19 protein-coding genes and 1 pseudogene are annotated in these 26,273 nt (G+C 49.8%); 1 reads left to right on the top strand and 19 read right to left on the bottom strand.

What is annotated here, in order from left to right:
- Positions 1-118: 118 nt before the first annotated feature.
- The 18 genes from DQG13_RS03690 to DQG13_RS03600 all read right to left on the bottom strand — a co-directional run bounded on the left by DQG13_RS03690 (position 119) and on the right by DQG13_RS03600 (position 22,347).
- On the bottom strand, positions 119-994 hold the full coding sequence (locus tag DQG13_RS03690) for a carbohydrate ABC transporter permease (RefSeq protein WP_113018376.1): 876 nt from the start codon (positions 992-994) through the stop codon (positions 119-121).
- A gap of 15 nt (positions 995-1,009) precedes the next feature.
- Positions 1,010-1,975, bottom strand: coding sequence for an ABC transporter permease (locus DQG13_RS03685; RefSeq protein ID WP_113018374.1), 966 nt, complete (start codon positions 1,973-1,975; stop codon positions 1,010-1,012).
- 216 nt (positions 1,976-2,191) lie between these two features.
- Positions 2,192-3,448, bottom strand: coding sequence for an S-layer homology domain-containing protein (locus DQG13_RS03680; RefSeq protein ID WP_146767097.1), 1,257 nt, complete (start codon positions 3,446-3,448; stop codon positions 2,192-2,194).
- Positions 3,345-8,006 (bottom strand): Ig-like domain-containing protein, encoded by a 4,662-nt coding sequence (locus DQG13_RS03675; RefSeq protein WP_181592549.1) that lies wholly within the window; start codon positions 8,004-8,006, stop codon positions 3,345-3,347. Before DQG13_RS03675 ends, DQG13_RS03680 begins: the two co-directional genes overlap by 104 nt.
- Before the next feature lie 352 nt (positions 8,007-8,358).
- Positions 8,359-9,237 carry a carbohydrate ABC transporter permease gene (locus DQG13_RS03670; protein ID WP_113018368.1) on the bottom strand — a complete coding sequence of 293 codons (879 nt, stop codon included), beginning with the start codon at positions 9,235-9,237 and terminating at the stop codon, positions 8,359-8,361.
- Positions 9,237-10,190, bottom strand: coding sequence for an ABC transporter permease (locus DQG13_RS03665; protein ID WP_113018365.1), 954 nt, complete (start codon positions 10,188-10,190; stop codon positions 9,237-9,239). Before DQG13_RS03665 ends, DQG13_RS03670 begins: the two co-directional genes overlap by 1 nt.
- A 64-nt stretch (positions 10,191-10,254) precedes the next feature.
- Positions 10,255-11,820: a type 2 periplasmic-binding domain-containing protein gene (locus tag DQG13_RS03660; protein ID WP_113018363.1), complete on the bottom strand. Its 1,566-nt coding sequence runs from the start codon at positions 11,818-11,820 to the stop codon at positions 10,255-10,257.
- A 92-nt stretch (positions 11,821-11,912) separates the two neighbouring features.
- Positions 11,913-13,739: a cache domain-containing sensor histidine kinase gene (locus tag DQG13_RS03655; protein ID WP_113018361.1), complete on the bottom strand. Its 1,827-nt coding sequence runs from the start codon at positions 13,737-13,739 to the stop codon at positions 11,913-11,915.
- Positions 13,736-14,752, bottom strand: coding sequence for a response regulator (locus DQG13_RS03650; RefSeq protein WP_113018359.1), 1,017 nt, complete (start codon positions 14,750-14,752; stop codon positions 13,736-13,738). The genes DQG13_RS03655 and DQG13_RS03650 overlap by 4 nt, the downstream gene beginning before the upstream one ends.
- A gap of 388 nt (positions 14,753-15,140) precedes the next feature.
- Entirely contained in the window at positions 15,141-15,551 is a 411-nt protein-coding gene (locus tag DQG13_RS03640; protein ID WP_113018356.1) for a hypothetical protein, read from the bottom strand.
- A 383-nt stretch (positions 15,552-15,934) separates the two neighbouring features.
- Positions 15,935-16,084: a 50S ribosomal protein L33 gene (rpmG, locus tag DQG13_RS03635; RefSeq protein ID WP_113018354.1), complete on the bottom strand. Its 150-nt coding sequence runs from the start codon at positions 16,082-16,084 to the stop codon at positions 15,935-15,937.
- 189 nt (positions 16,085-16,273) lie between these two features.
- Positions 16,274-17,461, bottom strand: a complete 1,188-nt coding sequence (locus tag DQG13_RS03630; RefSeq protein ID WP_181592548.1) for a GTP-binding protein — start codon at positions 17,459-17,461, stop codon at positions 16,274-16,276.
- 18 nt (positions 17,462-17,479) lie between these two features.
- Positions 17,480-17,914 carry a Fur family transcriptional regulator gene (locus DQG13_RS03625; RefSeq protein WP_113018351.1) on the bottom strand — a complete coding sequence of 145 codons (435 nt, stop codon included), beginning with the start codon at positions 17,912-17,914 and terminating at the stop codon, positions 17,480-17,482.
- Between the two features lie 15 nt (positions 17,915-17,929).
- Positions 17,930-19,006, bottom strand: coding sequence for a metal ABC transporter substrate-binding protein (locus DQG13_RS03620; protein ID WP_113018350.1), 1,077 nt, complete (start codon positions 19,004-19,006; stop codon positions 17,930-17,932).
- Positions 19,003-19,857, bottom strand: coding sequence for a metal ABC transporter permease (locus DQG13_RS03615; protein ID WP_113018348.1), 855 nt, complete (start codon positions 19,855-19,857; stop codon positions 19,003-19,005). Before DQG13_RS03615 ends, DQG13_RS03620 begins: the two co-directional genes overlap by 4 nt.
- The gene (locus tag DQG13_RS03610) at positions 19,803-20,510 is read right to left on the bottom strand and encodes a metal ABC transporter ATP-binding protein (RefSeq protein WP_113018573.1); all 708 of its coding nucleotides are present in this window, start codon (positions 20,508-20,510) and stop codon (positions 19,803-19,805) included. The genes DQG13_RS03615 and DQG13_RS03610 overlap by 55 nt, the downstream gene beginning before the upstream one ends.
- A 24-nt stretch (positions 20,511-20,534) precedes the next feature.
- Positions 20,535-20,804, bottom strand: a complete 270-nt coding sequence (gene rpsN / locus DQG13_RS03605) for a 30S ribosomal protein S14 (protein WP_113018346.1) — start codon at positions 20,802-20,804, stop codon at positions 20,535-20,537.
- A gap of 130 nt (positions 20,805-20,934) precedes the next feature.
- Complete coding sequence (locus tag DQG13_RS03600) at positions 20,935-22,347, bottom strand: N-acetylmuramoyl-L-alanine amidase family protein (RefSeq protein ID WP_113018344.1); 1,413 nt, start codon at positions 22,345-22,347, stop codon at positions 20,935-20,937.
- Between the two features lie 245 nt (positions 22,348-22,592).
- Between DQG13_RS03600 and DQG13_RS03595 the strand changes: the two are divergent.
- Positions 22,593-23,780, top strand: a pseudogene (locus tag DQG13_RS03595) (purple acid phosphatase family protein); the annotation flags it as partial.
- A 544-nt stretch (positions 23,781-24,324) separates the two neighbouring features.
- On the opposite strand, the gene DQG13_RS03590 reads toward DQG13_RS03595, so the two are convergent.
- Positions 24,325-26,034 (bottom strand): fascin domain-containing protein, encoded by a 1,710-nt coding sequence (locus DQG13_RS03590; RefSeq protein ID WP_146767095.1) that lies wholly within the window; start codon positions 26,032-26,034, stop codon positions 24,325-24,327.
- Positions 26,035-26,273: the final 239 nt, after the last annotated feature.

The raw sequence follows: 26,273 nt of genomic DNA, 5'->3' as shown, positions 1-26,273 counted from the left end.
CGGTTCACACTCTCCGTTCTCTAGTTTGATTGCCAACTAACCCCTTTGCCGTTCCTCATCCCTGTACAATTATCCGTTCGGAGTCTCACCTCCTTCATGTATTCGCTTTGCGCTGCTCTTATCCTTTAATTGCTCCGATCATAACTCCCTTCACAAAATACTTCTGAATGAAGGGATAGACGAGAAGCATCGGGACCATGAGTACAATTACTCCGGAGGCCTTGACTCCCTCAGGGGTAATATTGGCAATATCCTCGGGCTGCAGATTGTTCATGGACTGCATAATCGACTGGCTGCGGACCATATTCTGCACGAGCACCATCAAGTTGTGCTTATCGGTATCATTGATATAGATCAGTATGGACATAAACGCATTCCAATAGCCGACTCCATAAAACAGGGCGATGGTCGCCAGCATGGGAAGGGACAGGGGCAGCACGATCTTCCAAATGAAGAGCACCTCCGTGGCTCCGTCCATTCTTGCGGCTTCCTCCAGCTCCTCCGGCAAATTCTCGAAGTAATTTTTCATGATCAGCATATTGTATACACTCACCAAACCCGGCAGCCAAATCGCTCCATAGCTGTTTACGAGCCCAAGCGACTTGATCAGCATAAAGCTGGGAATGAGTCCGCCGCCGAACATCATGGTGAATACGATGGCAAGCGAGAAGAAGCGGCGGCCGTAGAAGCCCTTGCGCGAAAGCGGATAAGCGGCAAGAACCGTGAAGAACAGGCATAGCACAACGCCGACTGTGGTCAGGATCACACTGTTGCCGAATGACCGGACGATGGGAGTGCCTTCAATCAAAGCGCTGTACGAATCCCAATTGAGGCCTATAGGGAATATGGTGACCTTGCCGGCCATTACGGCAGCGGGATCGCTGATGGAAACCGCTGCGATATTCACAATCGGGACAAGACATAATAGGGCAACAAGGGTCAGAAACGTATAGTTGATGGCATAAAAAACTTTATCTCCGAAGGAATCTCTCACGGATGTATCCCCTTTCTACCACAGTCCATTATCAAACTTGCGTGCAATCTGATTGGCGATGACAACCAATATAAGTCCTACCATGGATTCAAAAAATCCCATCGCCGTGGTCAGGCTGAACTGTGCGCCTTGAATGCCTACGCGGTAAATATAGGTGCTGATCACCTCCGAAATATCGGAAACAATCGGATTCTGCAGCACGAATACCTTATCGAAGCCAACCTCCATCACGTTCTGCATGGACAAAATCAGCATAAGCACGATAATCGAGCGAAGTCCCGGCAGCGTGATATGCCAGATCTGGCGCCATTTGTTGGCTCCGTCCACACTGGCGGCTTCATAAAGACTGGGGTCAATGTTGGAGAGGGCCGCCAAATAGATAATTGCCCCGAAGCCCATCTCCTTCCATATGCCCGATCCAAGAAAGATCGCCAGCCAGGAGCCCTTGGAATACAGGAAGGGAAAGGTTTCTCCCGTCCAGCTCTTCAGCAGCTGGTTGATGGGGCCTGTCTCCTGGGAGAAGAGGGTGATGACCATCCCCCCGACAATAACCCAGCTGAGAAAGTGGGGGAGATACAGCAAGGTTTGTGCTGTTTTGCGGAACCACATGCTTTTTACTTCATGAAACATGATGGCGATCATAATCGGAAACGGAAAACCGGCGACAATGCTAAGGACACTGATCATCAGCGTATTGCGAATGGTGGAGAAGGCCAGGGGATCGCTGAACAGCAACCGGAAATTATCGAAGCCAACCCACGGACTGCCCAGTATCCCGTCAAAAAAATTGTAGTTCTTAAAGGCAATGACGAGTCCGAGCATGGGTACATATTTGAATAAAATGAAAAAAATAATAATGGGGGCAAACATAATCATCCACGGCATGTTCTGTTTAAGACGCCTTCTCTTGCGGAGCTTCTCCGCGTCTGGGACAACCCCTGTGGATTCCTCTCCGAATGATGCCTGGATCGGTTTGGACATCGCTCTCTCTCCTCCGATGTTAAGTTTGATTTGGTGATGCCATCACTGTAACAAGAAAATAAAAAAAGTTCGATACACATGATTTTTAGCGGCACATCCGCTGTTTTCCGGGCCCATGCACAACTTTTGCAATGCACAAGGGCTGCAAAAAGGGCCGTCCCTCCGCAGTTCCGGTGAACTGTGAAAGGGCAGCCCTTTGAATGTTATTGCAGCAGGCTACTGGATGAGACCGGATTTGAGCAGCAGGCGCTGTACCAGCACAGCGGTTTCCGCTCTGGAAATGAACGCCTTCGGAGCCAGCTCCGTGCTGCTGCGGCCGGAGATGATCCCCGTCTGCAAGCATTGGAGGATGCCGGGAACCGCCCATGACGCCGCCCTGTCCGCATCATCATAACCGTTCAGCAGGCTTGGCGCCGGCTGAACGGTTGGGATGCCGGCCAAGCCCATGGCTTTGGCAATGATGGCCATGGCTTGCTCCCGGGTAATGTTGTCCATCGGGCGGAAAGTACCGTCTTCGAAGCCGCCGATCAGCTTGTAAGCATACGCGGTCTGTACAGCAGAGCTGTACCAGTCGGCCGCCTGCATATCGGAGAAGGGCGAAGCGCTGTTCTCCGGAGCGAGCCCCAACCCCCGCACAACAATGGCCGCAAACTCTGCGCGGGTAATGTTCTGGTCGGGGTTGAACAGCTCCTGGCCGATGCCGCCGATGACCAGGCGGGAGCCCATGTCATGAACGGCATTTTGGGCCCAATGGGAGGCAACGTCCTTGAATGTTACCGGATGCCAGACGATAGCATAGATGCCGTTGGTCAGGCTGTTGATTTGGGCCACATAGCTGCCGTTGGCAGCCTTCGTTATTTTTGTCGGCACATGCCGGACTGCATTGCCTTCCGGATCGATGACGACGCCGGTGGTTATTCGCTGCGGATCGGCGCCGCTCGGAAGAGTTATCGTCCGCTCCACAAATCCATTAAACCTCGAGACCTCGATTGTTTTGCCGTTGTAAGCGGCGCTGACGGTAAATTCAAGCGGGTCGGTTACCAGAGTCAGATTATTTTGCTTGGCTGCCTGCCGCGCCGCGCTGAGGGCGTTGGCCGCCGGTTTGGCGATTTCAATCCGTACCCGGAGGTCCTCCAGCGCCATGTCCGCACCAAGCTGACCGGAAATCCCGCTGATATTTATTTGCCCGGCAGGGATCGTATAGGTGGCGCTGTCGGTTTTCATTTCCAGAACGGCCTGCCTTTGCTCCAAACTTTTCACCATTTGACCGGTAAGCTCTCCGGCCGCAATATCGGCTTTGGCGGTAAACGGAATGGTTACGCGGGCATGCTGCCCCTCCCCAGCCAGCCTTTCCTCCAGCTTTTTCGGATCAAGGGTTACCGTGGTTACCGTTCTGTCGTCTCTCTTGCCATTCGTCAGTGTTCCCGCATCCTGGGGTTTGCCGTTCACCAGCACTTGCGCGCTGTTGTTCACCGGGGCCGATTGCTTTCACGACAAAATAATAGGAGACTCCATTGGTCAAGCCTTGAGCGGTATAGCTGTAGGTCGAACCTGTGACCGTGTCCAGCGCCAATCCATAACTGCCGGATGCGGTACTTTTGAAAATGGCATAGCCGGTGGCTCCGTCAACGGCCGTCCAAGTCAGGCTGGCCCGGGTGCTCTCCGTTGCCCCAAGCTGCAGCGCCGGAGCTGCCGGAGCCGGGACTGTCGGGTTGTCAGGATTGTCAGGCTCCGGATAGCTGAGGGTAATCGTGCCCGTTCTGGAATACAGCCCCATGAAGCCGGGTGTTGTCAAATGTCCGTTCAAGGAATCCACCGTATCGATGACACTGTGGCCGTCAACATTCAGGATGATCCGGACGCCATCGGCAACATTCAGCGCGCCGAACTCCACGGTGTGCCTTTCGCCGAAGCTGAAGTATTCATTGGGAATAGGCGGTCCCATAATCCCGTCTGTCCCATTAAATGTGCCATAAACCACTGTTCTTACACTTTTGTTGAACCGATGCAGCTCCACAGCCTCCGGGGTCATGGTGATCATGTAATCCTCATTGACAGAGCTGGAGTAGCTTTGATCCTCCTTCAGATTGCGGAAGGTAATGGCATGCCAGCCACCCGTGGGATCATCAATTTGCATGTTCACCTTCAGCAGCTCGTCCTCATACCGCTTGCCTTGAAAAATAGCGTCTCCGCTGGGCGTGCTGACCGTCAGACTGCCGTCTCCGGGGATGGCCTTGCTGGTGCCGCTCAGATACCAATAATCGATATCCTTGATGATATCGTCAGCCTGGGCATTGGCCACCGTGATGGTCACGCTGCCCGACATCGGCATTCCGTTGCTTTGCGCCGTAACCACAATTTCGGCACTTCCGATACCGGTTGCCGTTACCTTGCCTGTATCGCTGACTGTCGCTGCCTGCGGGTTGGCGCTTGCAAAGGTCAAGGGCCCCTTGGAATACAGCTTCCCGTATTTCGAAACTCCCAGCACATCCAGATGGATGGATTGACCGGGCATCAGAATGGGCTTTGAAGCACTCACGGTCAGCTTGTCATAATGATCATCGACGTAAATCGCATTGGCGACGATAACCGGTTGACCGTTTACCGTTGCACGCAGGCTGGCCTTGCCGGGTCCAACCGCGGTGGCGGTTCCTGAACCGTCAATTGTAACCACTTCCGGATTGTCACTGGTAAATTTGATGTCGGACAGGGATAAATCAACGGAAGCTCCGTTATGCGTCAATGCAGCCGCCACTTGGATTTCCGCCGACTGTCCGCTCTGAAGCGGCAGGTCTTGAATAAACAGCCTTTCAACCGGTTCGGACGGCCGGAGATGCCGGTACGGAGCCTCCAATCCCGCCTGCTTGATGATGTCGAGAGCCTCCGACGGCCAGACGGCATCCTGGAACCACTGGGTATTGGAAACCCTTGTATGGGTTCCGTCATTCCGGAACAGGTTCGTACTGGTGTACGTATTATTCACATGAACATCTTCGATGGTATCCTTCCAAATATGCAGATACGTAGGAGCCGTTTCCACCACGTTATCTGTAGCATTCCAGTAGTTGCTTCCTTCGTCAAAATAAAGCGCCCCAAATTCATTATGCATCCGCAGAAGATAGTTGCCCGATACGCGGCTTGTTTCTTCCGGCGAACCTCCGGTGGTGCCCAGGGTGTAAATCGCCCCGCCGTCATGGAGCTGTTCCATGGAATCATAGATCAGATTATTCCGGATGCTCACATTTCGAAGATTCGAATCCGGAGAAGTGGCCCAGCCATAACCCACATGAAGCCCGCTGTAGGGAACATGCCCAATCTCGTTATGGGAGATCTCCATATCCATGGGATATCCGGCGGAAATTGCGGCCGAGGACCGGTACTCTACTCCGATGTCCCGGATATAGTTGTTAAGCACATTGTTATTCCGGTTCAGCTTTCTTATGTCCGTGGTGTGCTGCTGATCAAAGCTCGGCTCGCCAATGGCGATGGCATTGCCGGAAATATCGGTAAAGGTGTTGCCGATAATCAGATTGTCCTGGCTTCCTTCCAAAGTTTTAAGTGCAATGGAACCTAAATGACTGAACGTATTGCCCTCGAAAACAACCGCTTTGGCATTTTGCAGCGTCACCGCCGCCAACCCCAGACGGTCGCCGAAGCCGGAGCCCGTTTCTCTGATATGGCTGTTCTGGGCATCCGACAATCCGCTGTTGGTGCTTGGTCTGAGCCATGTATTGTATTCGAAGGTGATTCCCGAGAACTTCATATGGTGAACCGGAGTATCAAGTGTGCTTCCTTGAATGGTCAGCAATTGTTCAAGCTCCGGAGCCACTGCATCGGCTGTTGCCATGTTTTCCCCGGACCGGGGTTTATAATAGAAATATCCCTCAGAGGAATCCAGGTACCATTCTCCCGGCTGATCCAGCAGCTCATAGGCATTCTCGTAATACCAGGGGGTTTTTATGCTGGTTCCCCCCTTATTGGCGGCAAAGCTATAACCCGGCTGCTGCATAGTAATATGGGCTACGCCGTCAGCAACGCTAATGGATTGGACCTTGGCTCTCGGGTTTGTCCATTCCACCTTAAAAACCATTTCTAGATCGGAAACCTTCCTCCAATCGGCAAGAAAGGTATCGGATGTGGTATAACCGGCTGCAGTCTGAACGGCATTCGTCAATCCGCCCTCACTTCTTGCTCTTACTGCGCGAACCCCGTTTACATAGAGCTGCCTGGTATCCAAATTTCCGCCGCTGGAGGCTTTGTAGATATTTTTCTCCGCATCATGCAACTCCCAGCCGGTAATGCTTCTCCCGCCGCTGATAACCGGAGCTTCACCGGGGGCCGCCTGGTAAATGACATTGAACCCGTTGGTGCCCGAATCTCTTTCATCAAAGGTCAAGGTGCCGGACTTGATCTGTCTGGTGGCATAGATTTTGCCAAACTGGTCATACAACGGCTCGTCTATTAAGGTGCAGCCCTGCTCATACCTGCCTCCCTTCAAAACCACCGTTATGTCATGGGTCATGTCGCTGCTGCTCATTCGTACAATGTCTCTTGCTTTTTGAATCGTTTTGAAGGCCTCGTTTTCGTTCGTACCGCTGTTGGTGTCGTCTCCATTTACCGGGTCCACATAATAAACGGAAGAGGCAACTGCGGCTATTTTCTCGGTAGGCTGACTCAGATAAGCTCCACCCCTGGAATAAGCGTCAGAGGGGGTAACCTCGAACTGAATATATTTTCCCTCCAAGCCGGCTGAAAGCTCCAACACAGCTTGCACCGCCCCGTCGATCGGACTGTATGTCCCGTCGGGCGAATCGCTTTGCAGCCATCTGTAGACAGACCCGGCCTCCGGATCGCCGTCCGCATCCTTGTAGGTATAGGCGGCACTCAACTGCCTGCCTACAAATTGCACCCCGCTGATACAGACATTTTCCGCGGTAGGAGCTGCATTGGCCATTACCGGTACGGGCTGGCTGGACTTGGAATCCCCGACAGCAGGATCAGCCCCATTCTTGGGAGTCACCTGGAATTGAACGTATTTGTTGAGATCATCCTCTGAAACAGTATAGGTCCGGCCCAAGGCTTCGGGGATTGCAGCAAACGCTCCGGTTGGCGTATCGCCGATCAGCCAATTGTAGGATGATCCCGCCTCCTTATCCCCATTGGCATCGGTATAATCGTAGAGGCCTGTCAACACCCTTCCCGGCTTCGCGCTGCCATCCACTCGGACATTGGCAGCAACAGGCGCTTTGGGCTCAGGGTCCGGCGTGCTTGGGGTGAGTTCTACAGGATAAGCTGCCGCTGCGGATGGATTCACATCCGATACGGCGCGGACCGCAATTATGCCCGCCTCCGCAGTGTCGGTTACGGTCAGCGCGCCTGTGGTTCTGTCAATGCTGACTCCTTCGGGGTTTCCATCTACAGACCAGGTAATTGCGGAATCGGTGATGCCTGTAGTGTTGCCCATCTGATTCTTCACCGTTTTGGTGTAAAAATAGGTTTGGCTGCCTGCCGGAGGAATGGCTGCGGAAGCGCTTCCGCTAATCGCAATCGTCGATGGCAAAACCGGCTCCGCGATAATATCATCTACATAAAAATCCACATAATGGCCTGCCGGATCTTTCGTTTCTTTATCGTCGACCTTATGCTGAATGTACACATCCGCATTGTCGTACACATACCCTGACGGCGCCGGGGACGGTTCGGTGGGGAAGGTTTTGATGCCCTCGATATGGGTCCAGTTTGTTCCGACCACAGCTTCCGCCATAATGGGATAGGTGGAATTGTTCCATTTATTTCCTGTTTGGGTAATATAGATTGCGACGGCTCCCGAGCCGGACACACGCTTGACCCATGCGGAGAAATAATAGGCTTGGCCTGGCTCGAATGAAACCCCGAGCTGGCGAATATTGCCGGAGTAAGAGGTTGATCTGACCAGAGCAGCCGTGCTGCCGGCATTCCACCCTTTCAGATCCGTTTCAAACCCGGAATTGGTTAATAAATTGTAGTCCGGACGGACGGCGGGCTCCGCCAATGCGGCAGGGACTCCTATGGGGCCGATAGGAATTGAAGCCATAAGCATTGCGGATAAAATTAACTTTGAAATCGCTTTCTTTTTGCTGATCAATCAACTCACACTTCCTTTCTCAGATTCCAAACCGATTAGAAGCCGGCAGGGGCATGGCTTGACCCTGCTGATGCCGATTCACCTCCCACTCCTCAACTTAGCTTCACTATAAAGAAGGTTCAGCAGGGGTTCAATCCACATAAATTTCACCGGCACATCCCCTCTATTTGCGGTGCATCCACAATTTTTTCGGTACACAGCATGAGCTTCGCGTAAGCAATAAAAAGACTCCGGTAAAAATCACCGGAGCCTTATTCCATTACCCCTTCAACGAACCAAGCAGCATACCCTTATTGAAGTGCTTTTGAAGAAACGGATAAATCACCATCATCGGCAGCGCAGACACAACGATGGCCGCCATCCTTGCTCCGGGGGTATAGACAATCACCTGCTCCATCAGGGTAGCGGTTTCGTCCATGGATGTGTTCAGAACGAGGATTTGCCTTAAGAATACTTGCAGCGGCCACATGTTGGAGTCATTCAAATAGATCAAGGCTGAGAAATACGTGTTCCAAAAGCCGACCATATAAAACAAAACAAAGGTGGCGATGGACGGCTTGGATAAAGGAAGCATAATGCTGAAGAACATCCTCCACTCCCCGCAGCCGTCCACCCTTGCCGATTCCTCCAGCTCATACGGGATGGAGGAAAAGAAGCTCCGCATAACAATCATATAGAACGGAGCCACCGCCCCCGGAAGCCACAGGGACCAGAAGGTATCGATCAAGCCGAACTGCTTGATAATCAGATAAGTGGGAATCATGCCGCCTGAGAACAGCATGGTGAATACCACCATGAAGTTGAACACCTTCCGTCCCTTCAGCCATTTCTTGGACAGGCCGTAGGCCATCAATGTGGTGATGGCGATGCTGATTGCCGTGCCAATCGCCGTAATCACCGCCGCGTTTTTGAAGCTTTGCGAAAAGCTGTCGTTGGCCAGCAAATACAAGTAGGCGTCCCATGTCCATTCCTTCGGTATGATGAAGAATCCCCGGGTCAAATATTCTTTTTCGGTGGCGAAGGATGTCATCAGAACATACAGCAGCGGAAACAGGATGAATATCCCCCAGATGATGAGCACCGCGTAGATGAGAATATCGAAATATCGTTCACTGCCGGATACGCGCCTGTTGTTCATCAGTATACACCCTCCCTTCCCGTTCCTTTGGCAATGGCGTTGGCGGAGAGCACCATCACAAGCCCAACCACCGACTTGAACAGGCCAACCGCTGTCGTATAGCTGAATTCACCCTGCTGTACCCCAACCCGGTAGATGTAGGTTTCAAAAACATCGGATACGGCAAGATTAAGCGGGTTTTGCAGCAGGAATACATGCTCGAAGCCCACATCGATAAAGCTTCCCAGACGGAGGATGAACAGGATGATAATGATCTCCACAAGAGATGGCAGGGTGATATGCCAGATCTGTCTCCACCGGCTGGCTCCGTCCACTACGGCAGCCTCATACAGTGTCGGATCAATGGAGGCAAGAGCGGCCAAATAGATGATTGCACTCCAGCCCACTTCCTTCCAGATATTCTGCAAGAGCCATATCCAGCGGAAATGGTCCGGGTCGTTCAACCCTTGGTATCTGGGAAGACCGAGAGAATCGAGAAACAGATTGATCCCGCCGAATTCTCCGGCAAACAGGACAACGGTGATGCCAACAACCACAACCATAGAGACAAAGTGGGGCAAATACACAATGGTTTGCATCGACGTTTTGAACCATTTCAGACGAACCTCATTAAGAATCAAAGCGAACAGAATGGGGGCCGGGAAATAAAAGCAAATATCAATCAGGTTAAGCACGAGGGTATTCTTAAGGAGCGTCAGAAATTGATGCTCGGTGAACAGCCGGACGAAATGATCAAGTCCCACCCACTCGCTCCCCCAGATCCCCCGGAAGGGACTGTATTTCTGAAAGGAGATGACAACGCCGAACATGGGCAAATATTTAAACAGAACAATGCACAAAAGTCCCGGCAGAACCATGGAGTAGATAGGGAAAGCCCGTTTAAGATAATGGGCAAAGGCTGAGGAAGTCCTTGGCCGGCTATTGGTGCTTAATTCGCTTACAGTCGATTTCATGCTCTCCCGCCTTCCTTGTGAGAAAGAATAGGCCGGCCGCGGATGCAGCCGACCCGGCATTTATTTATTTGCCATTATATTTGGCGTAAGCGTCGTTCATTTCCTGAATGATCTTGTCTCCGCCGTTTGCCTTCCAGGCTGCAATGGCCTTGTCGATGCTGTCCAAAGGCTCCTGCCCCACGACGATTTTCAGTTGGGTCTCCTTGAATTTCGTGTCCAGATCCTTCCATAGCTTCGCATGAGTCTCCGAATAGATTTCCAGGCCGCCGGAGTCATTTTTCCAGGGATATTTGGCATTGTTTTTATTAAAGCTATCAATGAACTCGGCTACCTCCGGGTCCGTCCACCTGAATATATTCATATTGGGGTCTGCGCGTTTGAAAAACCAATTGTTCAAAATCCTCGGAAGATCCGTGTCGATAAGCGGAGTTGACGTATATTTGCCATCGGCCACCTTTGTATAGTGGGGACCCTCAATCCCGCTTTTCATAATATCCGTACCTTCGTCGGTGACCCACCAGTCCAGAATCTTCAGAATGCGCTCCTGCTTTTTGGGATCGATTTTGCCGTTGACCACCACTTTATTCGCCCCGTTCAAACCTGTCCCATTACCGCGGAGACCGGTGGGACCAATAGGCGGAGCAAGCTGAACCAATTCGGCGTTGGGGTCGATTTTCTTCAGCTTTTCGTTATCCGCCAGCATGGCAGAAGGGTGATGGGTGTATATGCCCGACTTGCCCGACTGCATCAGCTCGTAAACATTTTGGCCTTTTTTGCTGAGGAAATCCTTGTCCATAATGCCTTCTTCATACATTTTGCGGAGATAACCGAGGAAATCCTTTTGCTCCTTGGCTTGAACCTGTTGGGGAATCAGCTTGCCGTCCACCAGCTTCCAGCCGTTGGCCAGGCCAAAGGCGGCCCGCAGTTGGGCTGTGTTCACGCCCAGTTCGTTGTCGGTGGTGAAGCCAACCGTATCCTTCTTCCCGTTTTTGTCCGGGTCATTAAGGGCGAACGCTTTCATGAGCTGATAAAACTCATCTAGGTTAAACGTCTCTTCCTTCGGCATCGGCAGTCCCACATTGCGAATCCAGTCGGCCCGAATTTGATAGCTGTCCCGGATTTCAATTTCCCACAGCGGTATCCCGTATGTCTTTCCCTGCGGATTCAGCATCTTCCATTGATCCTCCGGGAAGGCCTTGGCCAGATTCGGATACTTGCTCAAATGAGGAGCCAGATCCATGAAGATCCCCTCATTCTGCCATTTGCCGAAATTATCCGAGGTGACTCTGTACATGTCCGGCAAGCTGTTGGACGCAGCCATCACATTCAATTTGTCTTTGTATGTCGGACCATCCGTCCACATGAGCTTCAAATCGATATTAAACTTTTCGTTCAGATACTTGATCGTCGGGTGGTCCTCCCTCCACTTGCCGCCACTCCACGATTCCGGTAAAAAGGTGATAGTCAGCTTTTCCTTGCCGTCATCCACGGCGCCCGCGGCAACGCTTGCGGCGGCGCTTGGCTGGCCCGCTGTTTTCCCGGGTTCTTCCGTCTTTCCATTCCCTGAGCAGCCCGCCAGAGCGGAAGCGCCCAGAGCGCCTGCAAGAAAAAGTGCGATTTGTTTTCTCAAGTTTTAAACCCCTCCTCTATTTTGCCTTCACGTATATCGTAGCCCAAAAGAACCTGCTTGTTTTTTCACATTTTACGCTTTGTTATCCAATTTTACTTTTTGTAAGGGATACGGATGGAAACCACCGTTCCTCTTGCCGGGAACGAATTGATGCCCACTCCGTACCGGTCTCCATATTGCAGGACAAGGCGGGCATGGACATTGGCCAGTCCCAGGGAATCCTGCGTAGCGTTCTGGTCTGTAGCCTGATAGTCGCCCATCTGTACTAGAGAGCGCCGAAGACTCTCGAGTTTGTCTGCCCGTATGCCTGGCCCATTATCCGCCACTTCAAGGACAAGATCATCTCCTTCGTCGAAGGCGCTGATCAGGATGGCGGCATTCCCATTCTTCGGCTCCACCGCATATTTCACCGCATTCTCCACGATAGGCTGCAGGGACAGCTTAACAAGATGCGCCTCCATAAACTTCTCGTTTACATAAATCTGGCTTTGGAAATTCTGCATGAACCGGATATGAATGATATCCAGGTATTTCCTAAGATGGTCGATTTCCTCGCGCAGCGTCACCTCAAGAGGCTCCAGCTTGGCCGTGTACCGGAAGAAGGAAGCCAGGTTGCCGGCAATTTTCTCGATCCGGGGGACCTCCTCCAGATAAGCCATGCTTCGGATAATATCCAATGTATTATACAGAAAATGCGGGTTGATCTGCCCCTGAAGGGCCTTGATGGCCGCGTCCTTCTGTCTTACCTCCAGCTGTATCTCCCGCAATTGATACTGGATCACATCCTCGATAAGCTTCTTCAGCCGTTGGATCATTTGGCCGAAGCTGCGGTTCAAGCTCTGAAACTCATCATTGCCGGGGTGAAATTCCACCTGAACGTCCAGATTGCCCCTCTCTACTTCGTGCATCACCTTTTTCAACCGGACCACAGGCTCCATCAGCAGCTTGGTCAAGGCCGGCACAACCAGAATGACAAAGAGAAACAGGAAGGACAGCACGATCAGCATGGATTTTGTGGCAACATTCAATCCGGTCGCCATCTCATGAAGCGGGACAATGGCAATAATTCGCCATTCGGTAAACTCGGACCGGGTAAATGTGATTAAATAGTCCACATCCCTGGCTTTTTGCAGAGTGTCCGGTTCGTGGAGATGAAAATCATTTAGCGGCGTCTGGGAAATGGGTTTGCCAAGAAGGCTGGAGTCCGGATGATGCACAATCGTGTCCGCGGAAGAAACGATGACGAAGGTGCCCGTTTTCCCGATGGTGGTTTTGCCCATCATTTCCTTCAGCTCCGCCAGGGACAGGTTAATCACCAGCCTGCCGATAATGCGCGCATTCTCCGTGCTGAATACAGGAATAACCAGGGATACAATCGACACCTTATACGGATAGGACTCATAAGTGGGAAGCACTGCTGTTTGGGAAGTAAACGGCAGGTTGAGCCATGGCTCCTCCGGCCGGTAATCGGGCTGTCCGTTGGAAGAAACCAGCTCGCCGTTTTCCTTCAGAAGAATCAGACTTTCAATCTCGGAGTAGTTGATTGTGATGTAGCGGCGAAGAATATCTTCTATAATTAACCGGGTTGATGATGTCAATGGGGTCTTTCCGGCCAGCCAGGCCTGGATCATTCCGGTTTCCTGGCTCGGATACAGCGGGCCGCCGAGAGGAGGAAGCGGCCCGGCAATAACAGCTGACGTGGATTGAATCATTTGCTTGAAATAGCGGTCAATTTGATTGTTCAGACTGGCCGAGGAGCTTTTTGCAAGGTTATAGAAGTCCTGGGTTGTTGCTTTGGTGTAATAATGCTGTGCGGAGAAGGCGATGATCACAACCCCCATCAGACTGATCGTGAGGAAGGCGACGATCATCTTCTGCTTCATGGAGTACCGGTACATAAAATGCTTCATATGATTCATGGCCCCATTCTCTTTCGGAACGAATTGGGAGAAACGCCTACCGTATTTTTAAATACGCGGATAAAATAAGGCTGTGTGGCAAAGCCCACCTGCTCGGCAATCTCATAATTTTTCAGCTGTGTCTCCAGGAGAAGCTGCTTGGCCTTTTCAATCCTGACCTCCTGAATATATTGAACCAAGGTTCGTCCGGTGCATCTTTTGAACCAGGAGCTGAAGTAGGAAATGCTCATGTTCGCATATTGCGCCATTTCTGTTAACGAAATATCCTTCTTATAATGCGTCTGGATATAATCGCAGACCCGTTTGGTCATCAGATGGGTATCCGCTTTGTTCTGCTCCGCAGAATGCATGATCAGAAGCATGGCCAATTGGTCAAAATGGCGGATGATTGCCGTGTCCTCCGCATCGGCGGGAATCGAGGGCAAGGCCTGCCCCGGTGACAGCTCCTTCACCAGGCCGGTCAATTTCCATTCAAAGATGCGAAGCAAATTCAATCTGGCGGCGGGATTGAGATGTTTAAGCCTCAGAACAGAATGGATGAGGTCGGACATCTTTCTGCCGGCGGTCTGTGGGGTTATCTCGCCGAGGCTGTTCACAAGCTGCTGGAACCGCGACATATATTGGCTGATTTCCTTCAGGCTGCCGATACTTTGCTCGGATCTGCGCAGCGCCTCCCGAAGCTGGTCCAGATCCACCGGCTTCAGCAAATATTCCGTAACCCCGTAGCGAATCGCTTTTTGCGCATATTGGAAATTATCGTACCCGCTGATGATGATGAAGGCCATCGGAATCCCGTATTCATGAATCTTCTGGATCAGCGACAGGCCGTCCATCATCGGCATCATAATGTCCGTAATCAGCACAGTGGGCCATGACTCCTGAATCAATGCCCAGGCCTCTTCCCCGTTGGTCGCCTGCGACACGGTGAACGTCTCTTCTCCGATCCGGTTCACCATCTCCACAACAGAGCTTCGAATCCAAGGCTCATCCTCGGCCACCAAGATATGATACATGGCTGTCACCACCCTATCATTAGCGTTATCCTTTTATTGTAGCAAAAAATTATTATCCGATTTTTTATTTTTTATCTTATCTTCCAAAACATGTGGCAAAACCACCGGCCCTTTAAAGAACCGGTGGTTTTGTGGGTTATGTTTTATGGCGTGATCTTGTTGCCGCAGAAATATATTCCTAACCTGCAGCAAAGAAGCTATAATCTAACTGTACAAGGGGGGGATTAACATCATACGGCAGGTGGAAGAGGATCGAAAAAATCTGGAATCCCTTGTCGGGTATGAGGTAGTTGGCATGGCGTATCCCGGCGGCGGTGTCAATAACAATGAGTTCGTTGCCGATGTCATTAAAAGGCATACGTCCATCCGTTATTCAAGAACCATCACGTCAACAGGCAATTTTGATATCCAGCATGAGCTTCACCGCTTCAATCCCACCGTCTATCATCATCGGGAATGGGATATGATGTTCAAGCTGGCAGAAGAGTTCCTCCGGCAAACCAAACAGCTTGCCGACAAAACTGACGCTGCCGGAAATAGCCCCGATTTTTTTGCCGAAGCGGTCCAGCACCTCCCCCTCTTCTCCGGGAATGTCGCGGACAAGCTCATGAAATCCGTCCCCGAACAGATCCACCACAGACAGCTTGTGGCTGCCGCGCGCCCCCGGCTCTCCATGCACGTATCCGCCGATAATAAAATTGCGGTACATGTAACTGAGAGGCTGCAGCCTTTCCTTGACCGGCCAAGGCCATTGGCCCAGGCTTGCGCCTGTGCGGGAATCCGCATATGCTTCCATCATGATCTTCAGGAATTGGGATATGGTCGGGGCACGCCTCAGCCTTCAAGACTTCTGCTCCCTTTCGCCCATAAAAAGTGTCAAAGTTTTGGAAGTGGGGCCGGAAGTTGACTCCAGTCCTGCTTCTTCATTATCCATGTCAACTCCGATAAATACCAATTTGATCACCCGATCTCCCATTCAGAATCCCAATCGGGTGATTTGTCAAGTTCATCAATCTGATGTAATTTCCGTTCCTCCGTCCGAGATAATCCCCCGCCTTCTCTAACCAATTCGGCATCAATATTTATTTCACTACAGAATTTTAGTCTGCATATTCACACCTCTCCTTCAATATGTAGAAAAACCGGACATTAATGTTTGTCCGGTTGTGTCAAGGCTTCGTGTTATCGAGTTTCCCGATGCAAGGTGTACTTTTTTAAACGTGGACAATATTTCTTCAACTCAAGACGTTCCGGATTATTTCTCTTGTTTTTTGTGGTTGTATAGTTCCGGTCACCGCATTCTGTACAAGCCAAGGTAACAACTACTCTCATTCGTATATTCCTCCATGTTCTAAATTTTTGTTCAGAACGAGATCATTTGCCGCTCGAATCTGATCCTCAAGCAATCGGAACATCCTCTTGGATCACCGCTCCATCGAGACTGACTTTCCCAATTTTGTTCATTATTACAGCCGGCAACAAATCCCTTTCTTCTTGTCTAAAATGCATAACCTTACCACTTTATTTAAAGCTGGGCAACGGATCGGGAAGCTTCCGCCAATTACTGTTCATCTCCTCGGGTGTCAATAACGCTGTGTCCAGAGATCGGACAATTTCATCCCGGTTCATGTCAATCCCAATAAAAACAAGCCTCGTCACACGATCACCCCATTGATCATCCCAGTCCGGTGTCTTCGGATAATCCTTGCCAAAATAGGAGACTCGTTCCTCCTCCGTTAATGAAGCGACCCACAGACCCGCTGGGGCCAGTTGCCGGGACACACCTGCTTGACTGAAGGAAACAGCCATATTGTTACGGGTAGCAAGCCACAAAATCCCCTTGGAGCGTACCACCGATTGAGGCCACTTGGCCATCCAGTGCAGCAGCCGTTCCGTATGAAAGGGAATCTTCCTGGTATATACAAACGAAGTTATTCCGTATTCCTCGGTTTCCGGAATGTGTTCCCCTTTTTGCAATTCCTGAATCCAGCCGGCCGACATACTGGCCTTCTGAAAGTCAAACAAATTCGTATTCAGAATATCTCTGGGATCTACTTTCCCGTGACTGGAACGGATAATCCTCGCACCGGGCTGCAAGCTCCGCAAGGCGGACTCCAGCTTTTCCAGCTCTTCCTCGCTGACCAAATCACACTTGTTGATGATAAGCACATCGCAGAATTCCACCTGCTCAATCAACAAATTGACAACCGCTCTCCGATCGCCCTCCCCGGTTTCCTGCCCCCGGTCGCGCAGGGTTTCCCGGGTGTTATAATCCCTCCAAAAATGATAGGCGTCTACCACCGTTACCATGCAATCCAGCCGGGTCAGCTTGGTCAGGTCAATTCCTTTTTCTTCATCTACATAACTGAAGGTCTGGGCTACAGGCACGGGTTCGCCGATTCCGGTGGACTCAATCAATATATAATCAAACCGCTTTTCCTCCGCAAGTCTTTGCACCTCTGCCAGCAAATCATCGCGCAAGGTACAGCAGATGCACCCGTTGGACAACGAGATCAGCTTTTCCTCCGTACGGCTCAGCCCTCCCCCATCGCGAATGAGGTCGGCATCCACATTAACCTCGCCCAGATCATTTACAATTACGGCAACCTTTAGCCCTTCCCGATTGTTCAGCACATGGTTAAGAATGGTTGTTTTGCCAGCTCCCAGATATCCGCATAACACAGTGACGGGAATTTTTTCATCTGTCATTACCTGCATCTTCCTTTCTTATCCCATTACGGCATGACATGTCTCACACTGACCAAAAATATCAAATTGAAAATTTAGTAATCGATAATTTTCAGGAAGAAATAATTTTAACTGATTCGGATCAATTTGAATGGATGTCATGGTTCCGCAATTCTGACAGATAAAATGATAATGCGGACGTTCCTCATCTACCAGTCGAAAACGAATCTCGTTTGCATAAGCAAAGGATTCAATCAGCTTTAAATCCAAAAACAACTTAATGTTCTTATAAACAGTTCCATAGCTTAATCCTGTAAATTCAGGAGCCATACATTGATAGATTTCCATGGCCGATAGAGGACGCTCCGCTTGAAGCAACATCGTAAGCAAGCATTTTCGCTGCTCGGTAATGCGATGACCCGTTGTGGTTAATTTTAACAACAACTCCTCCTGATAATTCCGTTCTTGTGCCATGATAGTCCCTCCTGCTTAGAGGCGGATACGAAGGCTTTCACCTTCATATCCGCTTGCCAGCCTTATTCGTTTAATGCCTTTTTGCAGCGCCGCCAAATTATTTTTCATGATGCCAATGTAATCCAGGTTATTTTTCTTATCCTCGTCTGTTAAACCTTCCAAGGGATTAAGCACATCCGTTTTGGCGCCAAGCTCGTTAGCGATGGTTTGTGCTACCTTCGGATCGACCAGTGTTTCAAAGAAGATAGTCTTTACCTGCTTTTCCTTGGCAAATTGGATAATATCCGCCATCTTGTCCGGAGAAGGCTCCTGTTCCGGTGAAAGGCCGGCAATCGGCACCTGCGTCAGTCCATACTCCTTGGCCAGATAACCGAAGGCAGCATGCTGAGTAACGAACTCCTTGCGTTTGACATCCTTTAATCCGGTTTTATAAGCATTATCCAGCTCCTTCAGCTTGGCGATATAGGCATCGGCATTCTTCACATAATCGTCTTTATGGGCGGGGTCGGCTTTGACCAGGGCAGCCTCAATCGCCTTTACTTCCTTCTGAGCAAGCACCGGACTCAACCATACATGGGGATCAAGAGCATGTTCGTGATGGTCTTCTTCATGCGCCGCTTCCTCTTCGTGTTCTTCCTCGCCTTCATGCTCTTCTTCATGTGTTCCTTCCATCAGCTCGATTTCCTGGCTTGCTTCCACTACAATGCGCTTGTCATTTGCCGCTCCCTTCAGAGCGTCCTCTGCCCATTCCTCCACTATCCCGTTATAGACAAACACATCTGCTTCCTTGAGCTGGGCAATGTCTTTGGGGCTCGGCTCCCAGTCATGGGGCTCCACGCCGGTTGGGATCAACCCGATAACCTCGGCATGGCTGCCGGCTACTTGCCGGGAGAATTCCACCATGGGGTAGAAGGTGGCCACTACCTTCAATTTTTTGCTTGTATCGGTTGGTTGGACGGAAGGTACGGAAGAGACCGCAGGTGAAGGACTGGATGATGCTGTTAAATCCGATTCCTTGTTTGCTCCGCAGCCCGTGAGCAGCAAAGCAAGAGCCGCTGTTGTGATAAACGCATGTTTTACACTGAACCTCATGATCGAATACCTCCTGATTGACAATTCATTTGGTTTTTATATTTAGCCACTTTCAAAACAAGCTTGCGCAAGCCTGTGCCAGCTATTAAAAACAGCAGCAAAATCAACGCAATGGTGCCTCCCGGAGGCGTACTGAGCCGGTAAGAAGCGGCCAGCCCTGTCCATGAACCGATCAGCCCGAAGACCATAGAGAAGACAATTGCGGTGTTAAAGGAGGGCGCGATCCGAATAGCCAAGGCGGCAGGCAGCACAATCAGCGCCGATACCAGCAATACGCCTACAACCGGTATAGCGGAAGCCACGATCATCCCGGTTATTATGCTGAACAGGAGGGAGATCCGGTCAACCGGAAGCCCGTTGGTTTTAGCCGTATCCTCATCGAAGGTTATTTGGTAGAGAGGACGCCGGAAAATAAAAAAGAAAGCCGCTCCCACAGCGGCAGCGATTCCCAACAGCAGCAGCTCGCTGCTATTGATTGCTACCACTGAGCCGAACAGATAGGACGACAAGCTTTTATTCAAGCTTTTGTTCAAGCTCATCAGCACAACGGCGGAAGACAGCCCGCCGATCATGATAACCGCAATGGATATCTCACTATACGTTTTATAAACTCTCCGGACATACTCCACGGCAACTGCACCGATTACAGCTACGGCAAAACCGCTCCATACCGGATTTACCCGCAGCAATGCTCCCGCCGCGACCCCGGCCAATGAGACATGAGACAGCATATCCGCCATCAGAGCCTGCCGTCTCAGCATAAGATAGACTCCCAAGACAGAAGCGAGCAAGGCGGTCAGCCCGCTGGAGAAAAATGCCCGCTGCATGAAGTCATAGTGCAGCATCTCCATCCCCCATCCTCCCTTCGGACCAATTCAATGATGCGGTCCAGCCGGGATTCCAGCTCCGCCAAATTATGAGTGACCATGATGACCGTCCGTCCTTCCTCCCGCACCTGCTGCTGCATCAGTTCGTAAAAAGCCATCCGGCTGGCCTGATCCATTCCCGTTGCCGGCTCATCCAGCACCAATAAATGAGGCTCCTGGGCCAATGCACGGGCGATGCAGACCCGCTGCTTTTGCCCGCCGGACAGCTCCCCGATCTTGCGATGACGCAATTCCCACATCCCCATCTGCCGCAGTGCCCCCTCCGTCTGTTCCTTGTCCCGATTTCCCAGCCTCCTCAGCCAAGAACCTGCCGTAAACCTGCCGGAGCGGACAAATTCATGCACGGTGCTGGGAAAGCCGGCGTTAAAGGAGGCGATCTGCTGGGGAACATAACCGATACGCAGCTTCTCTCCATCCTCCTTCTGCTTGGCAAGGTATATTCGCCCTCTCCACGGCTTCAATAACCCCAAAGCCAGCTTCAGCAAGGTGGTCTTGGAGGCTCCGTTGGGGCCTGTTACCGCTACGAATTCACCACTTGCAATGGTTAAATTAACGTTTTCCAAGCTTGGCGTATCCGAATAGCCAAAAATCACTTCTTCCATGGAAATCAAGTCCATTTTCATCAACCCTTATTCACATGTTTACCAGCTGGACTTGGTTATTCCCGGTATTTGTCCTTTATGGGCCAATTCACGAAAGGCAATCCGCGAGATCTTATACTTTCTCAGATAGCCTCTGGGTCTCCCTGATATCTGGCAGCGATTGTGAAGCCTTGTCGGCGAAGCATTCCTGGGTAACTTGCTTAGACCTTCGTAATCCTTATTTTTCTTGAGTTCCATCCTTTTCTCGGCATATTTAGCAACAGTAGCCTGTCTTTGAAGTTCCTTTATTACCTTTGATTTTTTAGCCATGACTCTCCGGCCTCCTAGTTGTAATTTTTACTATTATTATAATATAAAAAAATAATTTATACGTAATATTTACGATTTAATTATAGTGGCAGCCTTTTTCTTTTTCAAGTCTTATAACCATAATATTTTTCTATGCGTCTGCTTCCAAAAATTTCAGTGCGCCATTGTAAATACCGACAGCAAGCTGTTCATGGAACGTAGACAGCAGACTGTTAGCTAATTCCTCAGGGTTAGACAGGAAACAACCTTCTACCAATACTGCAGGCTGCTTATTCTGCCGCAGCACAACGAACGGTTGTTTCTCCACCCTGTGCCTTGTATTTTCCCCACCGATAGAATCGTTAATCCCTTCTTCAATGAGCTGTGCGGCTTTTAAGGAATTTTCGTTACTATAAAAGGTAATGGCTCCGGCTACAGTGGGGTCCTCCACAAATGCATTTTGATGGATGCTGATAAATAAATCCGCATGATTTCGGTTGGAAATATCCGCTCTGCTCTCCAGGGAGACGGTCTCCTCATTCGTGGTCCGTGTCATAATAACTTGGGCACCTGCCGCGAGCAGCTTGTTTTTTAGTACAATGGCAACGGATAAATTGACGTCCCTTTCATAAACCTTCTTGATTTGTGCGATGGCCCCTGTATCCTTCCCTCCATGACCCGGATCAAGCACGATTGTTTTCCCGGCAAGCTTCCCTAATGCTTCCTTCCGAGAGCTTGCGGAGATACTGACGCTTGCAGCTACTGCAGCATTCGGCTGTCCGTAAGTCCAGACGACCTGCTCAGCCGGTACCCAAAGAGAGCTTTGGAACTTTTTCTCCTTTAACTCAATCCACTGTCCGCTTACTTGCTTCGGTACATACGAAGAGCCCTCCTCTGCAATTCCAAGCTTCTCAAACGAATAATCAGGACCGCTATATAGGGGCGTCTGTGAAGCAACTCTCAAAATCTGGGTGGGATCAGAAAGCTTATGCATTTGAACTTCCCCTCCCTGCAGCCATCCGGTTTGACTTGCTCCCAGCTTTACTTTTGTCCATTGCTTCTCTTGTTTAACAACCGGCAGCCATTCTCCAGCCGGAATAACCATGATCTCGGGGGAGGTTTCTTTGGCCTCGTTGCGCACAACCCCCTTTTTCAATAATTGAACCCATAAGGTAGAGGCTTCGGGACTGCCGGCGGGTGACAGCTTGCTGATTCTTAATTCCTTCTCTTCACCCTGCTGCTTGGCTTCCTGTACAGGAAGAGAAGCAGAATTCGTTTCTACAGCAGTAGTTGATGCCTCAGGGACCTGATCACTGTAAGGTGATAATTCCGCTTGACTTGGCAATTCCATATTCAGCATTCCAACCAACATTTTATCAGGAATAAAAATGGCACGGGCTGTCCAATGTTCAAGATATGCTCCCACTTCAGTTGGAATTAAATCCGGATATTTTACAGGAACAATGATGAGCGTTAGTAGAAAACTCAACAGAGAAACTCCAATCAATAATATTTTTATTATGCTGGTCATTATTCCCGCTCCGAAAGTTGGCTTATTGCTCATGTGCACGTATCTCTCCTTTCTCTCAATCTGCTAACGATTATATGAGAAAAAGAGATAGATTATGTGGCTTTCACGATTTTACATGCAAAAAACGCACCTACAAGGAGCTTGCTCCTCATAAATGCGTTTCCAAGTCCTATATTAGGAGCGAACTAGCTCACTAGGTCTCACTAGGCGCATCTTAATGAAACATTGAAGATATTTAGAAAATCTTAACAAGGTTTTAATACTCACCAAATCATTCATATAAAGCCCTTGCCAAAAACCTCAAGCCCAATACGAAATATTACTACCAGGTAGGAAGCGAGCATGGAGAAAAAAGTCCTGTAGGCCAGTTCCAAACCTCCGGCGCAGCGGGAGACAAGTTTACTTTCGTCCAATATACGGATACTCAAAATGCTTATTGGAACGAGCATGCGAGAAATGAAGCCGCCTATGGAGCCAGTACTCTGGAAAAAGCGCTGGAAACGGCCCCTGATACCGACTTCGTTATACACACGGGAGATATTGTGGAAATCGCCGAGGTGGAAGATGAATGGGTTGATCTCCTGGAGAAATCCCAAAAATCGATTTTAAGTCGGCCCTGGGCTCCCACTGCCGGAAATCATGATGAATACGGTCTTAATTACAATGAACTCTTTCCCGAAACCTACAACAATCACTTCAATGTTCCTGCGGCACAAGGGAAAATTGATGGCGGCTCCTACTATTCTTATGATTACAACGGAGTTCATTTCGTAGTCGCAAACACAAACGATTATAAAAACCCGGCCAAAAAAGCGCTGGGCGAAGAGCAGCTTGCCTGGATCAAAGAAGACGTCCAGGAGGCTAGAAAACGGGGCACAAACTGGGTTGTTTTGCAATATCACAAGCCTCTGTTTTCCAAATCGTTAAGAGAGGATTTCATGAAGCTCATTGATGAACTGGATATTGACCTTGCGCTTCAAGGACATGATCATGTTATATCGCGGACCAAGTCGTTGAACTATGCTTCAAAAGAAGAGAGCTTCGTGAACGCCCAAATCGATTTTGCCGACATTGTGCTGGGCAAGGATCATGTTGAGTACTATCAAAATCCCAAAGGAACCACATTCATCCTTCCCAACACAGGCGGGACCAAAGCATACGATGCGCTTTACGACAAATCCCTGGAGCACATTAAGTCCGTCAGACCCAAGCTGAACTGGCTGACCCAGGAACAGCTTGACCACTACAACTCGTTGTTTGCTTACGGCAAGCAGCCGCAAAAGTCCGAGAACTTCAAATCCTCACATGAAAACTTCAGAGATTCATCGGAGCAGAACTTTGCCGTTTACGAATTTGATGATAACGTGCTGAAGGTCAAGCTTTATCAGGTCTATGGCGAGCTTTCCAACAACGAGCCTCGCCAGGTCAAGCTCATTGATGAGTTTGGGATTCAAAAGAATAAATAATAAAAAGAGGCAACTTGCTTAATGGCTTTTCAGCCAGCAAGTTGCCTCTTTTTACTATTCTGGATGCAGGAGTGCTCGAAGGATGCACGAAGCTTGCCGCGGCGATGTTGGATTTCCTTAAACCACAAAATTCGAGGCAAAAAAATGCTTGACAAATAAATTGAGCCGGATTAGAACTCTTATCATAAATTTTCCTCGGGTAAGAATAATTTCTTTAGTACAATAAAATTGTAATATTTACATTTAAATGCAGTTCCTACGTTGTTTTTTGGGAGGAGGTTTTATCTTATGCATAAAGTATGGCATATAAGCAAACCCCTGTATTGTGGGACATAAATCTGCTAAAACCGATTTCAGGTGAAATTCTTTGCCGGTATTGTAATTGCGTTTATGCTATTTCAATCACGGGAGCCTGTTGTTTTAGCCATCGGCACTTTTTTTGCAGGGATTGTTGCTTTCTTGACCATTCTTTTTTTGGCATAGGAATGGTTTAGTTGGGAAACTATTAACCAAATCAAAAAATTAGAGGATTCTAAAAATAACCTCAATGATACATTAATCTGAATTTATCGTTGGCTGATGAGGTGATACTTGATTCATCCGCCAGAAGTTGGCCGGTAGAGGCCTTAATCTGGACAAATTTGCCGGTTTGAACCGACTTGATGCCGATTCCTCCATTCCCCTGATCAACAAAGATAAATTTGTTCTGATTGCCGATGACGGATGCATCCTTCGCCTTCAACGGATCTGTTGTACTGGATACGGATACATAAAGGTTGTTGGCGAGGGACTTCAACGTCCACATGCCGCTTCCTGCATAGGTGACCAAGAATTTTTCCGCATTGGAGGCTGACTTGAAATAGCTTAGAGTTGCGTTGGCCAACAAAGGCGAAGTCCCGCCTGAAGGAGCCGTTATGTAGCTTGTTGTCTCCTTCACATTAAAGGACACCGTATGGGACAGCGAATTGGCCGGCCTGGAGATACGTGAATACATCAGGGAGCTGAAGGGCTGATGATCCGTATGCACCGATTCGGGCCAGATGGCGGCATTCATGCTTCGGGTATAATATACGGGATCAGTAGCAGCAGAATCCGCCAAGCCCTTGACGTATTTATAATGGTTCCAAACCATGCTGTAGACAGGTCGGATCTGGCTGCGCCCGGAAGTGGATACGGCCGATTCCACACGACCCCAGCTGTTATTAGTAGAGGTATAAACTGGTGCAAAAGGAACGGACTGCCCAAGGTTGTATTTGGCGGTGTATTCGAACCCCTTCAGAATCAAACGGTTGGAATACTCGTAAAGATCCTCAAAAGAAGCGTCTCCTTTCTTTTGGACATAGGACATCTGCGCCATCGTAGCCAAAAGACCGAGTCCCAACTGCGAATGGGGCTGGTCTCTGCCGCTCTCCTCACTTTGTGCCAGCATGGCATCGCTGGATACCTTCAAATAGTTGTTGATATTGCCGTTAAACTTGCCGGACTTGAAGGCCGAAACTGCCTCATTGTATATTGCAATGTCATCACACAGAATACCTATGGCCATAATGGAGACCATTGCCGCCTGATCCTGGTTGCCCCTGTAATAATAAGGATAAGCAGTACCGTTATTTTTCCCTTGATGATTGGCCAAGAAGGTCTTCAAGGGCGGATAAAAATAATTGCGGAGCATATTTTTTGCCGCCGTCAGTTTTCCACTGTTCACCCAGGCCGAATCCGCCCGCATGATATCCGCCGCTGCCGCCAGCTTGTAGGCAGTAAGCCCCGCGAGCAATTGGTTCTCATCTCCGCCTACTGCCTTGTTTACCGTTTCTGACCAGGCGTCAAGGATCTGATCCGCCTTTGCCTTCGCCGCCGCCGCTTCCGTGGCATTGTTGGAAACCTTCCATATAATGGCCTGGGTCAGCGCCGCCGTAGCGTCATCGAACAGCTGTTGGTTGCCCACATTCTTGGAGGAATCCCCATAGCGGGCCGGAGCCGCTACCGGACTGGGATTATATGTGGAAGAAGCATATTTATTCTGCTTCCCCGTCTCCCAGGCCTCGATCCATGGGCTAGTACCCGATGCAATATTGGTCTTGGCCCGGTCAAAATCGCTCTGTTCATACAAAATGCCGGAATGAGTGAAGACAGGGGCAGCCTCTGCCTTGTTGCCGGCCATCCATGGACCGGTTGCCGGAACCGTGAACGCAACCAGCCCAGCCAGAACTAGCAAACGCGTTCGTGCCCAAATTTTTTTACCCCTTTTCATCATGTTCATCTCCTTTACCTGCCATATTGTTTTCCCAACTTGACACTATGATGTTCGCTTCAAGCTGCACTTTGTGCTAATTTGGCCCTCCTTTCATAGGCTTTGTCATCAGCGGTGTAACCGCATTCATTTTATGGGTGATACACTCGCCTACTTGAGCATAAATCACCTTCCATTTATTGGCTACCCCAAAATGTCACGATTTCTACTTCATGTGGGACGAGTTTGTTTACAGAAAAAAA

The organism is Paenibacillus sp. YN15 (assembly GCF_003285005.1).
Lineage (GTDB): Bacteria > Bacillota > Bacilli > Paenibacillales > NBRC-103111 > Paenibacillus_AR.
The sequence above is the reverse complement of the archived record's forward strand: the minus strand, read 5'-3'. Positions and strand labels throughout refer to the sequence as shown.